Genomic DNA, 17,037 nt, shown 5'->3' on the forward strand with positions numbered 1-17,037 from the left:
GGTTTTGGATTTTGTGTCGGGAGCGGCCTGACGACATGAACGAACTCCATGGAAGGGAATGCACCGAATGCTGGTGGCTGAGCCGAACGCAGTGAGGGGCAGCGCTACGGGCATCCTGCCAGGTAAGGGTTTGATTGGCTTCTCAGCGGACGCTGCCGCCGGGCAGCAGGATTTTAAAGCCTTGCCGATGCGCCTGGCCGGGTTAACGCAGCTTGGGGAGGGTGAACAGCGCTTGGGGGGCAGACCAGTCGCGGCTGGGCGCGACTGGCGTATTGTGCGGAGCCGCCGCTGGCGGCTGCCGGTGGGTCAGCTGTGTTTGGCCAGTTGATGGCTGATCGCCATCACCAGTGTGCGCAGGTTGGGGATGGTGGTCATATCGACGCTGAAAATGCTCATCAGCTTGCCTTTTTGAACGAACTTCAGCTTGTCACCAACGATTTCCAGTTTTTCCAGCACGGCAATGTCGAGTGATTTGTTCTTCAGAAATACTGTATCGGCCGTCAGCTCGATATTGCCGAATTCGACGACACGGCCGACTTTCAGGGCGTTCAGTGTCTGCGGCAGCTTGGTTTTTTCTTCAAACTCGATCAGCGCCTGCCGGATTTCGTATATGCCTTTAACGTTGCTATCGAGCTTGATCTTCTTGCTGCCGCTTTCGATCACGATGTCCAAATGGTTGGCAGCGGCCTGGCCCAGGGTTTTCTTTACGGCAAAGGCCACCAGATTGCCGGCAAGCTGGGCTGCCATCTGGCCGATATTGGGGCTCAGAATCAGCTTGGCACGCGCCGGATCTTTGATTTCGTAATAGATATTGGTCCGCGCATCGAGCTTGATCTTGCAGGTGCCGAAGTAGCTGGATTGGATGATGCGATCTGGCCTTAGCATGACTTTGGCGCTGCCAAAGTAGATCAGTACGGCCAGCCAGCCAAAGAAGGCCGCCATGCCGGCTGTCGCGGCGGTAAAGCCGAGGGCGTAGTCCTTGTGCTCGAAAAAGATCAGCATCAGGCTCAGTCCGACACCGACTACGGGCAGAAGGAGGAGTGAGTAAAAGATGCGGGTAGCCCATGTCATGCGGTAAATCTTCATACGCTGTCCTGAAAAAATCTGTTTTGCGGCTTGCTGCAGTCGTCGTCGCGGCGTGTGACTCTTATTCATTTAGAGTGCGCGATCATGCGGTGATCAACGGCGATGGGCGTTGCCCTCTTGCGGGGTTTCTCAATCTGCCAGATAAACGCTGCAGAGCCTGCTTAGTTACCAGAGGTGATGATCTGTTCCTAGTGGTTTTCCCTTGGCCTTGAATTACTTAGGCTCTGGCATGGTTTTTTTACTTGCTGAAAGCCCCACTGGCGAATGTTTGTTTTTCTCAAGGGGTGGGATGGTAACCCAGGTGCCAGAGTCTGTTGTGTGTTTGTCGGACAATTGTCGCGGAATCGAAACAGACTGTTGCAGCGGCAGCAGAGCATTAATGTCATCTAGACGTCACGATGATGTAATGCGTCCGCTTTAAGGTATGCCCCTGTTGATTCCCAGTCTCCAGGAGCTGCCATGTACCCGAACACACTGCTCAAGCCTTTTGCCTTGCTGCTGGCCGGTCTTGCCGGCATGGCTCAGGCCAATACCACTCTGACGGTCTACACCGCGCTGGAAGCGGATCAGCTGAAGGCGTATCAGGAACAGTTCGAAAAAGAGCATCCCGATATCAAGCTCAAGTGGGTGCGCGACTCGACCGGCGTTATCACGGCCAAGTTGCTGGCAGAGAAAGCCAGTCCGCAAGCTGATGTGGTGATGGGCGTGGCGGCATCGTCGCTGCTGGTGCTGGAAAAGGAAGGCATGTTGCAGCCTTACTCGCCCAAGGGTATCGAGAAATTGAGTCGCCAGTATGTCGATAGCGCCAGTCCACCTGCCTGGGCCGGGATGGATGTGTGGGGGGCGGCCATCTGCTTCAACACGGTCGAGGCCGCGAAGCTGGGTTTGAAGAAACCCGAAAGCTGGGCCGATCTGGCCAAGCCGGAATACAAGGGTCGTATCGTCATGCCTAATCCGGCTTCATCCGGCACGGGTTTTTTCGACGTGACCGCATGGCTCGGGCTGTTTGGTGAAAAGGAAGGCTGGTCTTATATGGACCGCCTGCACGACAACATTGCCCAGTACACCCATTCGGGCTCCAAGCCCTGCAAACAAGCGGCCGCTGGCGAGTTTCCGATCGGCATTTCGTTTGAATACCGTGCTGCCAAGCTCAAAGCCGGTGGCGCGCCGATTGATCTGATCTTCCCGAAGGAAGGGCTGGGTTGGGATCTGGAAGCCACGGCGCTGCTCAAAGGCGGCAAGAATCCTGAGCAAGCGCGCAAGCTGGCCGACTGGGCGGTATCCCGTACGGCCAACGAGCTGTATGAAAAGAACTTTGCAATCGTGGCCATGCCCGGTGTTGCCAAGCCGAATGAACACATTCCGGCGAATTACGAACAGCGGCTGGTCAAGCAGGATTTGCGCTGGGTGGCCGGTAATCGCGACCGGATTCTGGCGGAGTGGACCCGTCGCTACGACGCGAAATCAGAGAAAAAGTAAGCAGCCATGGCCTTGACGCTGCTTCAAGTCGAAACCCTGCTCACGGCCGCCGGCAGCCGCCTGTATGGCGGCGAGGCCGTGAGCCAGCTGCAACATGCTCTGCAAGCAGCGACGCTGGCGCAAGCCGATGGCGCGGCAGACAGCCTGATCGTCGCCAGCCTGCTGCACGACCTTGGCCATGTGCTGTTCGAGCAGGGGGATGATGATCTGGCCCAAGGGGAAGACGATCTGCATCAATACCGGATCTTGCCCTTCCTGCGGGGGCTGTTCGATGACGTGGTGTTGGCGCCCATTGGATTGCATGTCGAGGCCAAACGCTATCTGTGCTGGCAGAACACTGCCTATCGCAGCAGCTTGTCTGCCGCTTCTCAGGCCAGCCTGGCCTTGCAGGGCGGGCCGATGTCCGACATCGAGGCCGCCGACTTCATTGCCAGACCCCATGCCCAGGCGGCACTGGCTCTGCGCCGCTATGACGATGCGGCCAAAGACCCGACCGCCAGTACGCCAGCGCTGATCCACTTCATGCCGCTGCTCCACGCCCTTGCAGGACAAGCCTGAGATGCTACTCAAACAACCCCAGCTGCCTACTCCAGCCGCGACAGGCGCCGTGCCCGACTGGCTGCGCTTTGATCGCATCAGCAAACGATTTGGCGCGTTTACGGCGCTCAATGGTGTTGATCTGACCATCCGGCGTGGTGAATTTGTCTGCCTGCTGGGCCCGAGTGGCTGCGGCAAGACCACGCTGCTGCGGGTGCTGGCGGGCTTGACCGCGCAGGATAGCGGCCAGCTGTATCTGGGGGGGCGTGATATCAGCCGGCTGCCGCCGGCGGCCCGCGACTACGGCATCGTGTTTCAGTCGTATGCCTTGTTTCCGAATCTCAATGTGGCCGATAACCTGGCCTATGGCTTGCGAACGGATCGGGCGAGCAAAGCCCGGCGGGTTGGCGAACTGCTGCAACTGGTGGGCCTGCCCGGTTGCGAGCATAAATACCCGGCCGAGTTATCGGGTGGACAGCAGCAGCGCGTAGCGCTGGCGCGTGCCTTGGCCCAGTCGCCTAGCCTGCTGTTGCTGGATGAACCGCTGTCAGCACTCGATGCCCAGGTGCGCGAACATCTGCGGCGCGAGTTGCGGCAACTGCAGCAGAAGCTCGGCGTGACCACCTTGATGGTGACGCATGATCAGGATGAGGCGCTGACCCTGGCAGACACGATTGCCGTGATGAACCACGGGGTTATCGAGCAGGTAGGCAGCCCTGAGATGATTTATCACCAACCTGCCAGCCGTTTTGTCGCCAACTTCGTCGGCCGCGCCAACTGGCTGCCGGTCGAAGTCAGCGAGCAGGGAGAGGTAAGGCTGGCGGGTATCACGCTGGCGTTGCCGGCAACAGCCCTGCCACAGGGCTGGGCTGATATGGGCTGGCCCAGTACGGCCGAACTGTTCTGCCGGCCGGAGGATGTGCAGGTGGCCCCGCATTGGGCGCCCGGTGACAACGGCTTGATGGCCTTTGTTGAAAGGGTGGATTTTCTTGGCAATGTGCGGCGCGCCTTGCTGACCCTGGTGACTGCCCGCCAGATCTCGCTCTGGGCGGAGCTGGGGCCGAATGACGCTGGCCTCGAAGCACTGGTGCCTGGGCAGCTGGTTCCGCTTCATTTGCCGGCTAATCGCTTGCGGCTGTTTGCGGAGGCCGCATGAAAGCGCTGCGTTTCTGGTTGGAAGCGGGGGAGGCCGCCGTGCCGCTGTGGTCGCCCGACCAGCGGGTTGCCCGTGGTCTTGGCTGGCTGGCCGCCATCGGCTTGACGCTGTTCATTGCCCTGCCATTGCTGGCCATTCTGCTGCAGGCCGTTATCGACAGCGAAAGCGGGCAGTTGAGCCTGGCCCCTGTGCAGGCGGTACTGGCCTCGCCGGGGTTTCTCGATAGTCTGCTGGGCAGCCTGACGGTATCGCTGGCAACGGTGGCGCTGGTGCTGCCGACGGCGTTGGTCTTCGCTTTTGCTCTTACCCGCAGTCGTATGCCGGGGCGTGGGCTGTTCAAACTTCTGGCCTTATCGCCGTTGCTGGCGCCGTCGCTGATGCCGGGGATCTCACTGGTCTACCTGTTCGGCAACCAGGGCTTGCTCAAGAGCTGGCTGGGCGATGCGTCGATCTATGGCCCCATCGGCATTGTGCTGGGTGAGGCGTTCTACACCTTCCCGCACGCCTTGTTGATTCTGCTGACGGCGTTGGCGGTGGCGGATGCCCGCTTGTATGAAGCGGCTGAGACACTCGGCGCCAGCCGGCTGCGGCGACTGCTGACGGTGACCTTGCCTAACGCTCGCTATGGCCTGATTTCGGCCGGGCTGGTGGTGTTCACGCTGGCGATGACTGACTTCGGTGTCGCCAAGGTGATAGGCGGTCAGTACAAGGTGCTGGCGCTCGAAGCCTACAAACAGGTGATCGGCCAGCAGAATTTCGGCAAAGGTGCGGTCATCGGCCTGATGCTGTTGTTGCCGGCCGTATTGAGCCTGCTGGTCGAGCGCTGGGTGGCCGGCAGCCGCAGTGCCAGTCTGGGCGGACGCTCGGTGGCCTTCCATCCGCCCGAAAACCGTTGGCGCGACGGCGCGCTCTGGCTGTTCTGCGGAGGGGTGCTGATCGGGCTGCTAGCCCTGCTGGGCGTGGCCATGGCGGCGTCGTTCATCAAACTCTGGCCCTATTCGCTGGAGCTGACGCTTGCCCACTACGATTTCGACCAGATGGATGGTGGCGGCTGGCAGGCCTTCCGCAACAGCGTGCAAATGGCCGCCTGGACTGCGCTGGTCGGCACCCTGGGGGTGTTCGGGGTGGCCTATCTGCTGGAAAAAATGCCCCTGCCGCCACTGGCCCGTCAGATCTGCCGCACGCTGGCGCTGCTACCGATGGCGGTGCCGGGGTTGGTGCTGGGGCTGGGCTATATCTTTTGCTTCAACCATCCCGCCAACCCGCTGCATGGCCTCTACGGCAGTCTGGCGATTCTGGTGCTGGCCACGGTGGCGCACTTCTACACCACAGCCCATCTGACGATCAGTACCGCACTGCGCCAGCTCGATGGCGAAATCGAAGCGGTATCAGCCACCTTGTGCCGGCCGTTCTGGGTGACGGTCTGGCGGGTAACGCTCCCCATCTGCCTGCCCGCCCTGTTCGACGTGGCGCGCTTCTTTTTTGTATCGGCCCTGACCACGGTCAGTTGCGTGATCTTCCTCTACACCCCCGATACCGTACTGGCCGGCGTTGCCGTGCTGAATATGGACGACGCTGGCGAAACGGCGGGTGCCGCAGCCATGGCCACGCTGATTGTCGCCACGGCACTCCTTGCTAGCCTGCTGCTGAGCGCGGCAGGTAGTTTGCTCAACCGTCGCGCCCAAGCCTGGCGTGGCCAACCTCACTAACCGAAACGCGAAAGTCTGACCATGCGAGATCCGATCCTCCTGACTCCCGGCCCGCTTACCACCACCTTGCAAACCAAGACCGCCATGCTCAAGGACTGGGGCTCGTGGGATGCCGACTTCAACGCGGTGACGGCCGATGTCTGCCAGCGCCTGACGGCACTCATCGACGGCGAGCGGGATTTTGTCTGCGTGCCGCTGCAGGGCTCCGGTACGTTTGCGGTGGAGGCCGCTGTCGGCACGCTGCTGCCGCGAGACGGCAAATTGCTGGTGCTGGTGAATGGGGCGTATGGCAAGCGTCTGGCCCGCCTCACCGAGATGATGGGGCGCGCCGTCAGCGTGCTCGACTTCGGTGAGACTGCGCCGGTGGACCCGGCTCGCGTGGCGGCGGCGCTGGCTGGCGATGCGACGATCAGCCATGTCGGCGTGATCTACTGCGAAACCAGCACCGGCATTCTCAACCCGCTGGCAGAGATTGCCGGGGTGGTGGCACGGGCGGGGCGTCGCCTGATCATCGATGCCATGAGCGCACTCGGTGCCTTGCCGCTGTCGGCGCAGGAAATCGCTTTCGATGCGGTCATCGCTTCCAGCAATAAATGCCTGGAAGGCGTGCCGGGCATGGGCTTTGTGCTGGCGCGACGTGAACGCCTGCAGCAAGCGATGGGCAACGCCCATTCGCTGTCGCTCGATCTGCATGACCAGTGGACGTATATGCAGAAAACCGGCCAATGGCGCTACACACCGCCGACGCATGTGGTAGCCGCCTTGCAGGCAGCGCTCGACCAATATGACGCCGAGGGCGGCCGGCCGGCGCGACTCGCCCGCTATCAGGCCAACTGCGAGGCGCTGATTCAGGGTCTGCGCGAGCTGGGCCTGCAACCCTTCCTGCCAGCCGAGATCCAGGCGCCCATCATCATCACCGTTCATGCCCCTGCTGTGCCGGCTTACCGTTTCGGCGACTTATACCAGCGCGTCAAGGACCGGGGCTTTGTGCTGTATCCGGGCAAGCTGACCGAAGTCGAAACTTTCCGTGTCGGCTGTATCGGCGCTATCGGCAGCGCCGAGATTGCTCAGGCTGTCCATGCGATTGGCGATGCCCTGGCCGAGCTAGGCGCCGCCTGCGGCCGGCCAAAATAAATATCTGACTGAAAGAGCTGCCATGTATCACTACCAACGACGTTATACCGGCCCGCTGGAGGCCATTATCTTTGACTGGGCGGGAACGCTGGTCGATTACGGCTCATTTGCGCCGACGCAGGTGCTGATAGATGCCTTCGCCGGCCTGGGCGTGGAAGTCTCGCTGGCGGAAGCGCGGCTGCCGATGGGGCTGGCCAAGTGGGACCACATCCAGGCGCTGGGGCAACAAGCTGCCGTGGCGGCCCGCTGGCAGGCCCGGCACGGTCGCCCGATGCAAAAGGAAGATGTTGATGCGGTCTACGCCCGTTTCATGCCGCTGCAGGTCGAGCGGGTGGCCCAGTATTCCGACGCCATCGAAGGCGTTGCGGCCTTGCTGGAGCAGTTGAAGGCACGCGGGCTCAAGATAGGCTCCTGCTCGGGTTACCCGCGTGTGGTGATGGACCGCCTGCTGCCACATGCGGCGGCACAGGGCATCCGCCCGGACTGTGCGATTGCCACGGATGACCTGAAACCCGGCGGCCGGCCCGGTCCGTGGATGGCTCTGGCCAATATGATCGAGTTGGGCGTTCGTCATGTCGCGGCCTGCGTCAAAGTCGATGACACCGTTCCCGGTATCGACGAAGGACTGAATGCCGGCATGTGGACGGTGGGTCTGGCGCTGTCCGGTAATGAAATGGGGCTGACCTCGGCCGAGGTAGCGGCGCTGTCGCCAGCCGAGCGGCAGGCGCGGCGGCAGCGGGCCGCCCAGAAGCTGGCACAGGCCGGTGCCCACTTTGTGATAGATACCGTGGCCGATCTGCCAGCCGTTCTGGCCGAGATCGAAGCCCGGCTGGCGCGTGGCGAGCAGCCGTGAACCTGCGCCACTGCGATCTGGCGATCGTTGGCGCCGGCATCATCGGCCTGGCCCACGCGCTGGCGGCGGCCCGGCAGGGCCGGCAGGTGACGGTGTTTGAACGCGATCGCTGCAGCAACGGTGCCTCCATCCGCAATTTTGGTCTTGGCCTATGTCTGGGCCAACCGCCTGGTGAGTTACTGGAGCTGGCGCAACGGAGCCGTGAAGTCTGGCTGGAAGTGCTGGCAGCCACCGGCTGCTGGCATAAGGCTGAAGGCAGCCTTATCGTCGCCCGCACCGCGCGGGAGTGGTCACTGCTGCAGGAATTCCAGGCTCGCTATGGTGAGGTCTACCAGAGCCGCCTGCTGACCGCGGCCGAGGTGGCGCGCATCGGTGCCGCAGGGGTTGGCGGGCTCTATGGCCCGCACGAAATTGCGCTGGAGTCGCGACGGGCTGTGCCGCAACTTGCCCGTTGGCTGGCCGAGCACTGGGGGGTGCGCTTCGAGTATCAGACCCAGGTTCTGGGGGCGGATCTGCCCCGCCTGCAGACCTCGCGTGGCGAGTGGCGGGCAGAGCAGCTGATGGTGTGCAGCGGCCACGATTTCCAGACCTTGTTCGCGGATGCCTTCAGCGCACTCGACCTGCAATGCTGCAGTCTGCAGATGCTACGGCTGGCCAACCCCGGCCGGCTGCTGGGGCCGGCGCTGCTGACGGGGCTGTCGTGCCTGCACTATCCTTCGTTTGCCGGATTGCGTGGCGTGGCGGCCGTGCGGGCAGAAGTTGCCGAGCGCGAGCCGGCGCTGCTGGCGCATGGGATACATCTGATCGTGCAGCAGGTGGGCGAGACGGGTGAACTGATCGTTGGCGACTCGCACCACTACGCCACAACGCCCGCACCGTTTTGCTCGGCAGCGGTTGATGACCACTTGCTGCAGCTGGCGCAAACCCTGCTGGGGCAGGATCTGACCGTGCTGGAGCGCTGGCAGGGTGTCTATGCCAGTGGTCCCAAACCTTATGAACGACTGCAGATGGCCGAGGGGGTCAGTGCGCTCGCCATGACTTCCGGTATCGGCATGAGCATCGGCTTTGCTCTGGCGGAGGCGACCTTGCGGTCGGGAGAATGAAAGATCGACATGACTTTGCAGAATCGCCCTGAAACCTTGGTGGAAACCCCCGTGTCGCGTCGTACGGGCACCGCCGTATGGCGGCAGATCGAAGAAGTGCTGGCGGCCGACATTGTGGCGGGGCGCCTGAGTGGTCGTCTGCCCAATGAAACCGAGCTGGCGGGCCGTTTCGGGGTGAATCGCCACACCGTGCGACAGGCGGTCAAAGCGCTGGCCGAGCGGGGGGTGCTGGACGTCGTGCATGGCAAAGGCACGTTTGTCCGTGATGAGGTGATTGATTACCAGGTGGGCCGCCGTAGCCGGCTGGCGCATAGCGTGGCCCGGCAAAGGCGGGTGGGCAATAGCCGCTTGCTGGGAAGTCAGGTGCGGGTGGCGACTGCCGACATCCAGAAGCTGCTGGAACTCCCGGCAGGCAGCGAAGTGGAGCAGATCGACTCGTGGGACGTGGTGGATGGCCGGGTGATCGGTGTCTGTACCCAGTACTTTCCGTTACCCCGCTTTGCCGGCTTTGCCAGCGTCTACGCCCGGTTGGGCAAAACCCACGAAGCGCTGGCCGAGTTTGGGGTGACCGACTTCCAGCGCAAACTGAGCCGGATCACCGCCCGTCTGCCAGATCGCGATATGGCCGAACAACTGCAGCAACCTGCCACGCTGCCGGTGCTGGTGGTGGAGACGGTGTATGTCGATGAAACCGGCCAGCCGATTGAATACGGCCTCTCGTATTTCTCGGCGACGTCGGTACAGCTGGTGATAGAGCCAGAAATGACGGCTTGAAAGCAATTTGCAAACTGGCGGCACGGCCGCTCAGTTTGCAAATTGCTGGTCGAGGTGGTTGAGGTTTGTGGAAGGGTGCGAGTTCAAGACCTTCAGAGCCTAGCGCACCCTTGGTTTGGTTCCACTGGTCTTTTTTCCTTTGCCGTTGCCCAGCTTGGGCTGACTGCCCCGCGCCAGCGGCTGCCGGGGTTGCGGCTGACGCGGCATCGGGTTGGGTGTGCCAGGGCCACCACCGCCACGGGCATTGCCACGCGGGGCTGGTTGCAGCTGTTCACCGGGGCGGGCCGGGGGTACCAGATGGTGCGGACTGTTGCCGATCAGATCGGCACGACCCATCGCAAACAGGGCCTCACGCAACATCGGCCAGCTTTCCGGGTCGTGGTAGCGCAAAAAAGCTTTATGCAGCTTGCGTTGCTTGGCATCGCGCACGACTTCGACCTTTTCTGAACTACGCGCCAGCTTCTTCAACGGATTACGACGGGTGTGCCACATCGTTGTCGCCATCGCCATCGGTGTGGGCGTGAAGGCCTGCACCTGATCTGGCCGGAAATTATTCTGCTTCAGCCACAGTGCCAGGTTCAGCATGTCTTCATCGGTGGTGCCGGGGTGAGCGGCGATGAAGTAGGGAATCAGATACTGCTTTTTGCCAGCCTGCTTTGAATAACGGTCGAACAGCTCGCGAAAGCGCTCGAAGGTATCGACACCGGGCTTCATCATCTTGGCCAGCGGGCCGGATTCGGTGTGCTCCGGGGCGATTTTCAGATAGCCGCTGACGTGGTGAGTGACCAGCTCCTTGATGTATTCCGGCGAGCGCACGGCGATGTCGTAACGCAAGCCCGAACCGATGGTGATCTTCTTCACGCCCGGAATGGCACGTGCCTTGCGGTAGAGCTGGACCAGCGAGGAGTGATCGGTATTGAGGTTCTCGCAAATGCCGGGGTAGACGCAGCTGAGCCTGCGGCAGGCGCTTTCGATTTTTGGATCTTTGCAGGCCAGCCGGTACATATTGGCTGTGGGGCCGCCCAGATCGGTGATATGGCCGGTGAAGCCACGGGTCTTGTCGCGGATCTCTTCGACCTCACGCAGGATGGATTCTTCAGACCGGCTCTGGATGATGCGACCTTCGTGCTCGGTAATCGAGCAGAAGGTACAGCCGCCAAAACAACCCCGCATGATGTTGATCGAGAACCGGATCATCTCCCAGGCCGGGATATGCGCGTCGCCATAGCTTGGATGCGGGTTACGGGCGTAATGCAGACCATAGATGTAATCCATCTCGGGCGTGGTCAGCGGAATCGGTGGTGGGTTGATCCAGACATCGCGTTCGCCATGCTGCTGCACCAAGGCGCGGGCATTGCCGGGGTTGCTTTCAAGGTGCAGCACCCGGCTGGCGTGGGCATACAGTACCGGGTCGTAGGCCACTGCCTCGTAGGCAGGCAGGCGTACCACGGTTTTCTGACGGGCTTCGAGTTTGGCACGCAGGCGCTCGGCCTTGCTGATAAGGCGGATCGGCTGGGTGCCTTCCGGCAGCTCTGCGCCTGCCAGCTGCTTGGGCTGTTCCGGCTCCATCGCATACGGGTCGGGGTGGGCATCGACACGACCGGGGGTATCGACCGTGGTTGAGTCTTCCTCGCTCCAGCCGGCATCGGGCCGCCAGCCCTGCGGCACGATAAAGGCCGTGCCACGCAGATCCCGCATTTCCCGCAGCTTTTCGCCGGCAGCGGCACGATGGGCAATATCGACCAAGGCGCGTTCGGCATTGCCAAACAACAGAATGTCGGCCTTGGCGTAGATCAGCGCGGATTGACGGACCTTGTCGCTCCAGTAGTCGTACTGGGCAATCCGGCGCAGGCTGGCCTCAATGCCACCGATCATGATCTGCACACCGGGGAAGGCTTCACGGCAGCGCTGGGAATAGAGGGTGACGGCACGGTCCGGGCGTTTGTCGGGGGCGCCGTGCGGGGTGTAGGCATCATCCGACCTAGGCCGACGGTCAGCCGTGTAGCGGTTGATCATCGAATCCATATTGCCGGCCGTCACCCCAAAGAACAGCCGGGGTTTGCCCAGTGCCTTGAAGGGTTCGGCGCTATGCCAGTCGGGCTGCGCCAGGATCCCGACGCGAAATCCCTGAGCCTCCAGCAGTCGGCCGATCAATGCCATGCCAAAACTTGGGTGGTCGATGTAGGCATCGCCAGTCACCAGAATAATGTCGCATTCGTCCCAGCCCAGCTTTGTCATCTCCTCGCGGCTCATCGGCAGGAAGGGGGCAGGACGTTTGATCGGATTACGGGCCAGATCTTGAATCGGAGTCGGTGAATTCATTCGGTTCAGCAAAAAACGCAGAGCAATCGGCTATTGTCTCAGAGTTGACGGTTGCTGCAGATAAATAATGTTTGATTTTCATCGGGATAAGCGGCTTTACGATGTGAGCGGAGCGGCCGGCAGTCGTGTCAGCCTGGGTGAGGTGAAGAAAATCTGCCGTCTGGCAGTTTGGACCTTCATTGCGGAATTTCAGCTGCTAGGCTGATAGCGGGTTCTGCAACATGAGGCTCGTCATGTGCATTCTTCGTTGGCAATGGCTGGTGTGGGCGGGGCTGTGTGTCAGTTCGCCGGCTAAGGCAGCCAGTGAGCTGATTCATGTTTATGTCGATGCGCTGACGCCGCCGATGGTGATTCTTAGCCAAGGTAACCAGGCGGAGGCCGGGGCGCTGATCGAAGTGGTGGATGCGCTCGGGCAGGAACTGGCGGTCAAGGTTCGGCATATGGCTGTCTCGCGCAAACGGCTGGAGCCAACCTTGCTGGGTGGCAAGGCGCATATTGGTTGCTATTTCAATCCGCAGTGGGCCCAGGCGCGGGATGCCCTGCTCTGGTCTGATCCGGTCATGCCGCAGGTAGAGCGGGTCGTTACGCTGACCCGGCAGGGGCTGCAGATTAATCAGATCGAAGATTTTCGTGGCCGGAGAGTCGCGCTGATGCTGGGGTATGTGTACCCATCGCTGCAATCGCTTGAGGCCAATGGGGCGGTAACCCGCCTTGATGAAACCAAGGTCGATGCCCAGTTCCGGCTGGTTATACGTGGTCTGGCTGACCTGCTGGTACAGGCAGAACCGGTTATTGCCGACTATCTGCACCGCAATCCGGGGCATGAAAAGTCATTTACGGTGCAGCCTATGTTGTTCTCCGCTACCCCAACCTATTGTGCGGTCTCGCCACAGTCACCGTATTCCCTCGACAAGATCAATGCAGCGCTGAAACGACTGGTGGTCGCAGGTCGGATCGACGCGATTCTTGACCGTTACCAATTAAGCCGGATGCCGCGATGAGTGGCGCTGGCGCCTTGTTGTCCCCATTCAAAAGGAGTTTGACGTGAACGCCATGACCAAGTGCCTGATTGCTGTGCTACTGAGCGGCAGTGTCGTGTTTGCCCATGCCGAAGTCAGATTGGTGGCGGGAGAAGTGCCACCGTTCGTCTATCGGGACAATGGTGTCGAAAAAGGGGTCGCGTACGATTTATTCAAGGAGATGGCCAAGCGGGTGGGGCATTCTGGCAAGATCGAGATGGTGCCTTTTGTCCGGGCTATCGAGATGGGTAAAACCGAGCCGAACATGCTGTTGATTCCGATTGGCCGCAATGAGGCCAGAGAGAAGTCTTATGGCTGGGTGACCGGCTTGGTAGAGGAAGAGTTTTTACTGTTTGCCGCCAGTAATTCCAAGGTGGATATCTCAAGCTTCGAGGCTGCCAAAGATCTGCGGATCGGTGTCATGCGTGCATCGGTTGGGGAGCGGATCGCCAAAGAGAAGGGCTTGGCCAAGATTGAGGACGTGACGCAGGAAGACGTCAATGCCAAGAAGCTGGCCGGTGGGCGGATTGATGCCTGGATTGGTGCTCGCAACTCGGTGATGCAGGGGCAGAAGGTGGCTGGTCTGGATCGCAAGCTGTTGCGTAGTGGTGCAGTCGGCAGCCGCATCAATATTTTCCTGGCGTCATCGTTGAACTTCGATGCTGCTGAGGCCGCCAAGTGGAAAGGGGCGCTGGAAGCTATCAAGAAAGATGGCACCTATGCCCGGATTTTAAAAAATTACGAATACGATTTGCCGGATTGATAGGTGACACCGCGCCTGCCTCCGGCAATGCCAACGAGGGGAATACAGGCTATGCGTGTGGTACTGGCGCCAGATTCATTCAAGGGTTCATTGTCGGCGACGGCCGTTTGCCGTGCGATGGCAGAGGGCATTCTGCGGGCTTGGCCCGCAGCGGAGTTGCTGTGGCGGCCGATGGCAGATGGCGGGGAAGGTACGCTGGAGGCCATTGCTGCTGCCGGGCATGTGGTGTGGCGGCAATCCTGCGTCAGCGGTTTTGATGGCAAACCGGTCGAAGCCCGCTGGCTGTGGCGGGAGGGAATCGCCATTCTGGAGACGGCCGAAGTAGTGGGTTTGCATCAGGTGGGTGATCTGCCCTTGGCCGAACGAAGCAGCCGGGGTGTGGGCGAGTTGATTACCGCAGCATTGGATGCAGGCGCCCGGGAAATCTGGCTCGGCTTGGGTGGAACAGGGTGTAATGATGGTGGTGCGGGATGCCTGGCTGCGCTGGGCTTGCGTCTGCTCGACGCACACGGCCAGGCTCTGCCGGCAACATTGGCGGGCTTGGCTCATCTGGCGCGGCTCGACTGGCACCTGCTGGACCCGCGTCTGCAGCATGTACGTCTGGTGTTGATGTCGGACGTGACCAGCCCCCTGTGTGGCCCGCAAGGCGCGACCTTCGTATTTGGGCCGCAGAAAGGCGCAGATGCTGCCGATCTCGCGACCTTCGATGCGCGATTGGCGCATTGGGCGCAGCAGGTGATGCCGCATTCCGGAGCGCCCTGGCATGAATCGGCTGGCGCCGGCGCTGCTGGAGGGTTGGGCTTTGCCCTGTTGACCTTGGGCGGGGAGTATCGCAGCGGCAGTGCCGCCGTGGCGGCTTTGAATGGTCTGGCTGAGGCGCTGACTGGCGCGCAATGGGTGCTTACGGGCGAAGGCCGGACCGACCAACAGACAACCCTCGGCAAAGCACCCTGGCGCGTGGCCGAACTGGCCGCCGAGGCCAGGGTACCGGTTACGCTACTTAGTGGTGCAGTAGATCGCCAGGCTCGTACGGTGCTCGCCCAACGTTTTGCTGGATATTTCTCTATCTGCAACGGCCCGCAGACGCTTGATCAGGCCCGGTCTGAAGCGGCTGTACTGGTTGCCGATGCAGCCGAGTCGCTGACCCGGCTGTTCATGCTTGGCGGCCGCTATCACATGTACTTGTCGTAAAGCTTTTCGTAGGTCTTGTCGGCCTGAATGGCTTTGAGCGCCTTGTCGAACTCTGCGGCCAGTCCGGCATGGCCCTTGGCTTTGTTGAAGATCAGAAAGGTCGGGGTTGATTTGACCGGCGGCGATAGCGGCATGATGTTGCTGATCTTCAGCTGGCCTGCGGTATAACGGCCTACGTCCTGATTGGTGAGGATGGCGTCGATACGGCCGCTCGATAGTTTCTGCAGGTTCTGCTCATCCTTGTCGATTTCCTCTACCTTGATCTGGCCGGATTTCACGGCTTCTTCAAATTCGGGAGGGGCCTTGAAGCCACGCCGCAGACCGACCGATTTGCCTTTCATATCAGCCAGGCTCTTGTAGGCGATATTGGCATCCTTGCGGGCAAACAGCGTGTAAGCCGTAACGTGCAGCGGTACGGTGGTGAAGTCCATATAAGCTTCACGCTCGGGTGTGCGGCCATAGGCATAGGCGCATTCCACTTCGCTGCCAGCCCCTTTCTTGATGTCTTCTTCCAGCCTTACCCACGGTAACAGCTTGAAATTGATCTTCACGCCAATCCGCTTGCCCACCTCGTCGATAGTATCGACATCAATACCCGTGATCTTGCCATCTGCGCTCAACACATAGGGCGCGAAGGTATCGGAATAGCAGGTGATTTCCTTGGGTTTGCCAGCAGCCAGAACACTGGTGCTGCAGCAAAGGGCCAGCAGAGAGAGGGCGTAGCGAGCGGTCATTGCGAGGTCTCCTGTGCAGTAAGGGGGTGAACAGCTCACCCGTATTACTCCAGCTTAGAAGCTGCAGGCAAAATTGCTGCCAGCCGTGAGGTAGGGCCAGGGGAGTGCCGGTTTTTTCAGCACTCCCTTCGCGCTTCACTGTGCTCAGGCGGTGCCTTTGATCAGCTGGAAGTTGAGCCGCGCGTATTTGATCAGCAAGGTGCCAGTCCACTTGCTCAAATAGTAGTTGAGGATCGTCCAGGCGCTGCCGACGAATACCAGAATCAGACCGACAAAGGCGGCCGAGTCTTCGCTGGACATATCCAGATCGGGCAGATTGATGGTGACCAGCTGATCAAGCCCGGAACCCGGTGCGGCGACCAGCAAGGCCGCTACCCCGGCGATCAGCAGCGCAATCGACGCGACGAATAGCGCAAACAGCACGGTGATGATTGCCAGCACCGGTCCCAGCAGTATCAGATTGAGAAACCCGAGGCCGACCAAAGCCCCCAGCATGCGGACAAAGTTTCCCCCTGACTTGCGCTCTTCCCACTGCTTGATGCTGGACTCTGCCCGCAATTCGCGCACCAGATGCCGTGGGTTGCCCAGCGAGCTGGCAATGTCTTCTTCGGTGCGGCCGCTCGCGATGCCATCGCGGAAATACTCGCAATAGTCAGCCACGATATCTTCGATCTCATGGGGGTCAAGGCCCTTCAGCTCGCCGCGCAAGCTCCTGATGAAACTGTCCTGATTCATGATTTGTTTGCTCCCACGATCTTGTTGACCTCTGCCAGAAAACCAGACCACTCCGACTTCATCGCCTGCAGGGTTTCCAGCCCCTTGGCCTCCAGCCGGTAATACTTGCGCGGCGGACCTGCATCGGATTCGACCAGATAGGTGCTGACCAGCCCATCATTCTGCAGGCGTCGCATCAGCGGGTAGATGGTGCCTTCGCTCATTTCCACGCTATCTGCCAGCGTCGAGACAATTTCGTAGGCGTAGCTATCGTGCTGTTCCAGCAGCGCCAGCACGCACATTTCCAGCACGCCCTTTTTCAACTGAGTTTTCACCTGGCAGACCCTCCCGCTTGATCAGGACTCCAGTGTATAGACAGGTACTTTGCTATGCAAGGTACCTTCTTATGAATTGAACTGGCAGGAGCTATTGATGCTGCGAAGTAGGTATTTGATTTTTAATA

18 protein-coding genes are annotated in these 17,037 nt (G+C 60.7%); 13 read left to right on the top strand and 5 right to left on the bottom strand.

What is annotated here, in order from left to right; translation table 11 throughout:
- Positions 1-58: 58 nt before the first annotated feature.
- Positions 59-328, top strand: a complete 270-nt coding sequence (locus PZA18_RS16160) for a hypothetical protein (protein ID WP_284101900.1) — start codon at positions 59-61, stop codon at positions 326-328.
- Here PZA18_RS16160 and PZA18_RS16165 read toward each other — a convergent pair.
- Positions 307-1,086 (bottom strand): DUF6585 family protein, encoded by a 780-nt coding sequence (locus tag PZA18_RS16165; protein ID WP_284101901.1) that lies wholly within the window; start codon positions 1,084-1,086, stop codon positions 307-309. The two genes, PZA18_RS16160 and PZA18_RS16165, sit on opposite strands and share 22 nt — an antisense overlap.
- A 459-nt stretch (positions 1,087-1,545) precedes the next feature.
- Between PZA18_RS16165 and PZA18_RS16170 the strand changes: the two genes are divergently transcribed.
- The 8 genes from PZA18_RS16170 to phnF are packed head-to-tail and all read left to right on the top strand — an operon-like array spanning position 1,546 to position 9,831.
- Positions 1,546-2,565, top strand: a complete 1,020-nt coding sequence (locus PZA18_RS16170; protein WP_284101902.1) for a putative 2-aminoethylphosphonate ABC transporter substrate-binding protein — start codon at positions 1,546-1,548, stop codon at positions 2,563-2,565.
- 12 nt (positions 2,566-2,577) lie between these two features.
- Positions 2,578-3,123 carry a phosphonate degradation HD-domain oxygenase gene (locus PZA18_RS16175; RefSeq protein WP_407951195.1) on the top strand — a complete coding sequence of 182 codons (546 nt, stop codon included), beginning with the start codon at positions 2,578-2,580 and terminating at the stop codon, positions 3,121-3,123.
- A 1-nt stretch (position 3,124) separates the two neighbouring features.
- Positions 3,125-4,258: a putative 2-aminoethylphosphonate ABC transporter ATP-binding protein gene (locus PZA18_RS16180; protein ID WP_284101904.1), complete on the top strand. Its 1,134-nt coding sequence runs from the start codon at positions 3,125-3,127 to the stop codon at positions 4,256-4,258.
- Entirely contained in the window at positions 4,255-5,967 is a 1,713-nt protein-coding gene (locus tag PZA18_RS16185) for a putative 2-aminoethylphosphonate ABC transporter permease subunit (protein WP_284101906.1), read from the top strand. Before PZA18_RS16180 ends, PZA18_RS16185 begins: the two co-directional genes overlap by 4 nt.
- 21 nt (positions 5,968-5,988) lie before the next feature.
- Positions 5,989-7,101: a 2-aminoethylphosphonate--pyruvate transaminase gene (locus tag PZA18_RS16190; RefSeq protein WP_308447403.1), complete on the top strand. Its 1,113-nt coding sequence runs from the start codon at positions 5,989-5,991 to the stop codon at positions 7,099-7,101.
- A 22-nt stretch (positions 7,102-7,123) separates the two neighbouring features.
- Entirely contained in the window at positions 7,124-7,954 is an 831-nt protein-coding gene (phnX, locus tag PZA18_RS16195) for a phosphonoacetaldehyde hydrolase (RefSeq protein WP_284101907.1), read from the top strand.
- Positions 7,951-9,057, top strand: coding sequence for a TIGR03364 family FAD-dependent oxidoreductase (locus PZA18_RS16200; protein ID WP_284101908.1), 1,107 nt, complete (start codon positions 7,951-7,953; stop codon positions 9,055-9,057). Before phnX ends, PZA18_RS16200 begins: the two co-directional genes overlap by 4 nt.
- A 9-nt stretch (positions 9,058-9,066) precedes the next feature.
- A complete protein-coding gene (gene phnF, locus PZA18_RS16205; protein ID WP_284101909.1) occupies positions 9,067-9,831 on the top strand; it encodes a phosphonate metabolism transcriptional regulator PhnF in 765 nt (254 codons plus the stop codon).
- Between the two features lie 99 nt (positions 9,832-9,930).
- Here the strand turns inward: phnF and PZA18_RS16210 are convergent, their stop codons facing one another.
- Positions 9,931-12,153: a YgiQ family radical SAM protein gene (locus tag PZA18_RS16210; protein ID WP_308447404.1), complete on the bottom strand. Its 2,223-nt coding sequence runs from the start codon at positions 12,151-12,153 to the stop codon at positions 9,931-9,933.
- A gap of 67 nt (positions 12,154-12,220) precedes the next feature.
- On the opposite strand from PZA18_RS16210, the gene PZA18_RS16215 reads away from it, so the two are divergent.
- The 4 genes from PZA18_RS16215 to PZA18_RS16230 are packed head-to-tail and all read left to right on the top strand — an operon-like array spanning position 12,221 to position 15,126.
- Positions 12,221-12,358, top strand: coding sequence for a hypothetical protein (locus PZA18_RS16215; RefSeq protein WP_284101910.1), 138 nt, complete (start codon positions 12,221-12,223; stop codon positions 12,356-12,358).
- Between the two features lie 28 nt (positions 12,359-12,386).
- Positions 12,387-13,154 carry a substrate-binding periplasmic protein gene (locus PZA18_RS16220; RefSeq protein WP_284101911.1) on the top strand — a complete coding sequence of 256 codons (768 nt, stop codon included), beginning with the start codon at positions 12,387-12,389 and terminating at the stop codon, positions 13,152-13,154.
- A gap of 52 nt (positions 13,155-13,206) precedes the next feature.
- Positions 13,207-13,935, top strand: coding sequence for a substrate-binding periplasmic protein (locus tag PZA18_RS16225; RefSeq protein WP_284101945.1), 729 nt, complete (start codon positions 13,207-13,209; stop codon positions 13,933-13,935).
- Positions 13,936-13,986: 51 nt separating this feature from the next.
- On the top strand, positions 13,987-15,126 hold the full coding sequence (locus PZA18_RS16230; RefSeq protein WP_284101912.1) for a glycerate kinase: 1,140 nt from the start codon (positions 13,987-13,989) through the stop codon (positions 15,124-15,126).
- Here the strand turns inward: PZA18_RS16230 and PZA18_RS16235 are convergent.
- The 3 genes from PZA18_RS16235 to PZA18_RS16245 form a co-directional block, all read right to left on the bottom strand.
- On the bottom strand, positions 15,108-15,860 hold the full coding sequence (locus tag PZA18_RS16235; RefSeq protein ID WP_284101913.1) for a substrate-binding periplasmic protein: 753 nt from the start codon (positions 15,858-15,860) through the stop codon (positions 15,108-15,110). The genes PZA18_RS16230 and PZA18_RS16235 overlap by 19 nt on opposite strands.
- A gap of 144 nt (positions 15,861-16,004) precedes the next feature.
- Complete coding sequence (locus PZA18_RS16240) at positions 16,005-16,595, bottom strand: DUF1700 domain-containing protein (protein ID WP_284101914.1); 591 nt, start codon at positions 16,593-16,595, stop codon at positions 16,005-16,007.
- Positions 16,592-16,909: a PadR family transcriptional regulator gene (locus tag PZA18_RS16245; protein WP_284101915.1), complete on the bottom strand. Its 318-nt coding sequence runs from the start codon at positions 16,907-16,909 to the stop codon at positions 16,592-16,594. Before PZA18_RS16245 ends, PZA18_RS16240 begins: the two co-directional genes overlap by 4 nt.
- Positions 16,910-17,037 lie beyond the last annotated feature (128 nt).

This window comes from Parachitinimonas caeni (genome assembly GCF_030129945.1).
GTDB classification, from domain to species: Bacteria; Pseudomonadota; Gammaproteobacteria; order Burkholderiales; family Chitinimonadaceae; genus Parachitinimonas; species Parachitinimonas caeni.

Coding starts and splice junctions, on each gene's coding strand:
- PZA18_RS16160 (WP_284101900.1), top strand. CDS start 59: ATGCACCGAATGCTGGTGGCTGAGCCGAACGCAGTGAGGGGCAGCGCT.
- PZA18_RS16165 (WP_284101901.1), bottom strand. CDS start 1,086: ATGAAGATTTACCGCATGACATGGGCTACCCGCATCTTTTACTCACTC.
- PZA18_RS16170 (WP_284101902.1), top strand. CDS start 1,546: ATGTACCCGAACACACTGCTCAAGCCTTTTGCCTTGCTGCTGGCCGGT.
- PZA18_RS16180 (WP_284101904.1), top strand. CDS start 3,125: ATGCTACTCAAACAACCCCAGCTGCCTACTCCAGCCGCGACAGGCGCC.
- PZA18_RS16185 (WP_284101906.1), top strand. CDS start 4,255: ATGAAAGCGCTGCGTTTCTGGTTGGAAGCGGGGGAGGCCGCCGTGCCG.
- PZA18_RS16190 (WP_308447403.1), top strand. CDS start 5,989: ATGCGAGATCCGATCCTCCTGACTCCCGGCCCGCTTACCACCACCTTG.
- phnX (WP_284101907.1), top strand. CDS start 7,124: ATGTATCACTACCAACGACGTTATACCGGCCCGCTGGAGGCCATTATC.
- phnF (WP_284101909.1), top strand. CDS start 9,067: ATGACTTTGCAGAATCGCCCTGAAACCTTGGTGGAAACCCCCGTGTCG.
- PZA18_RS16210 (WP_308447404.1), bottom strand. CDS start 12,153: ATGAATTCACCGACTCCGATTCAAGATCTGGCCCGTAATCCGATCAAA.
- PZA18_RS16215 (WP_284101910.1), top strand. CDS start 12,221: ATGTTTGATTTTCATCGGGATAAGCGGCTTTACGATGTGAGCGGAGCG.
- PZA18_RS16220 (WP_284101911.1), top strand. CDS start 12,387: ATGTGCATTCTTCGTTGGCAATGGCTGGTGTGGGCGGGGCTGTGTGTC.
- PZA18_RS16225 (WP_284101945.1), top strand. CDS start 13,207: ATGACCAAGTGCCTGATTGCTGTGCTACTGAGCGGCAGTGTCGTGTTT.
- PZA18_RS16230 (WP_284101912.1), top strand. CDS start 13,987: ATGCGTGTGGTACTGGCGCCAGATTCATTCAAGGGTTCATTGTCGGCG.
- PZA18_RS16235 (WP_284101913.1), bottom strand. CDS start 15,860: ATGACCGCTCGCTACGCCCTCTCTCTGCTGGCCCTTTGCTGCAGCACC.
- PZA18_RS16240 (WP_284101914.1), bottom strand. CDS start 16,595: ATGAATCAGGACAGTTTCATCAGGAGCTTGCGCGGCGAGCTGAAGGGC.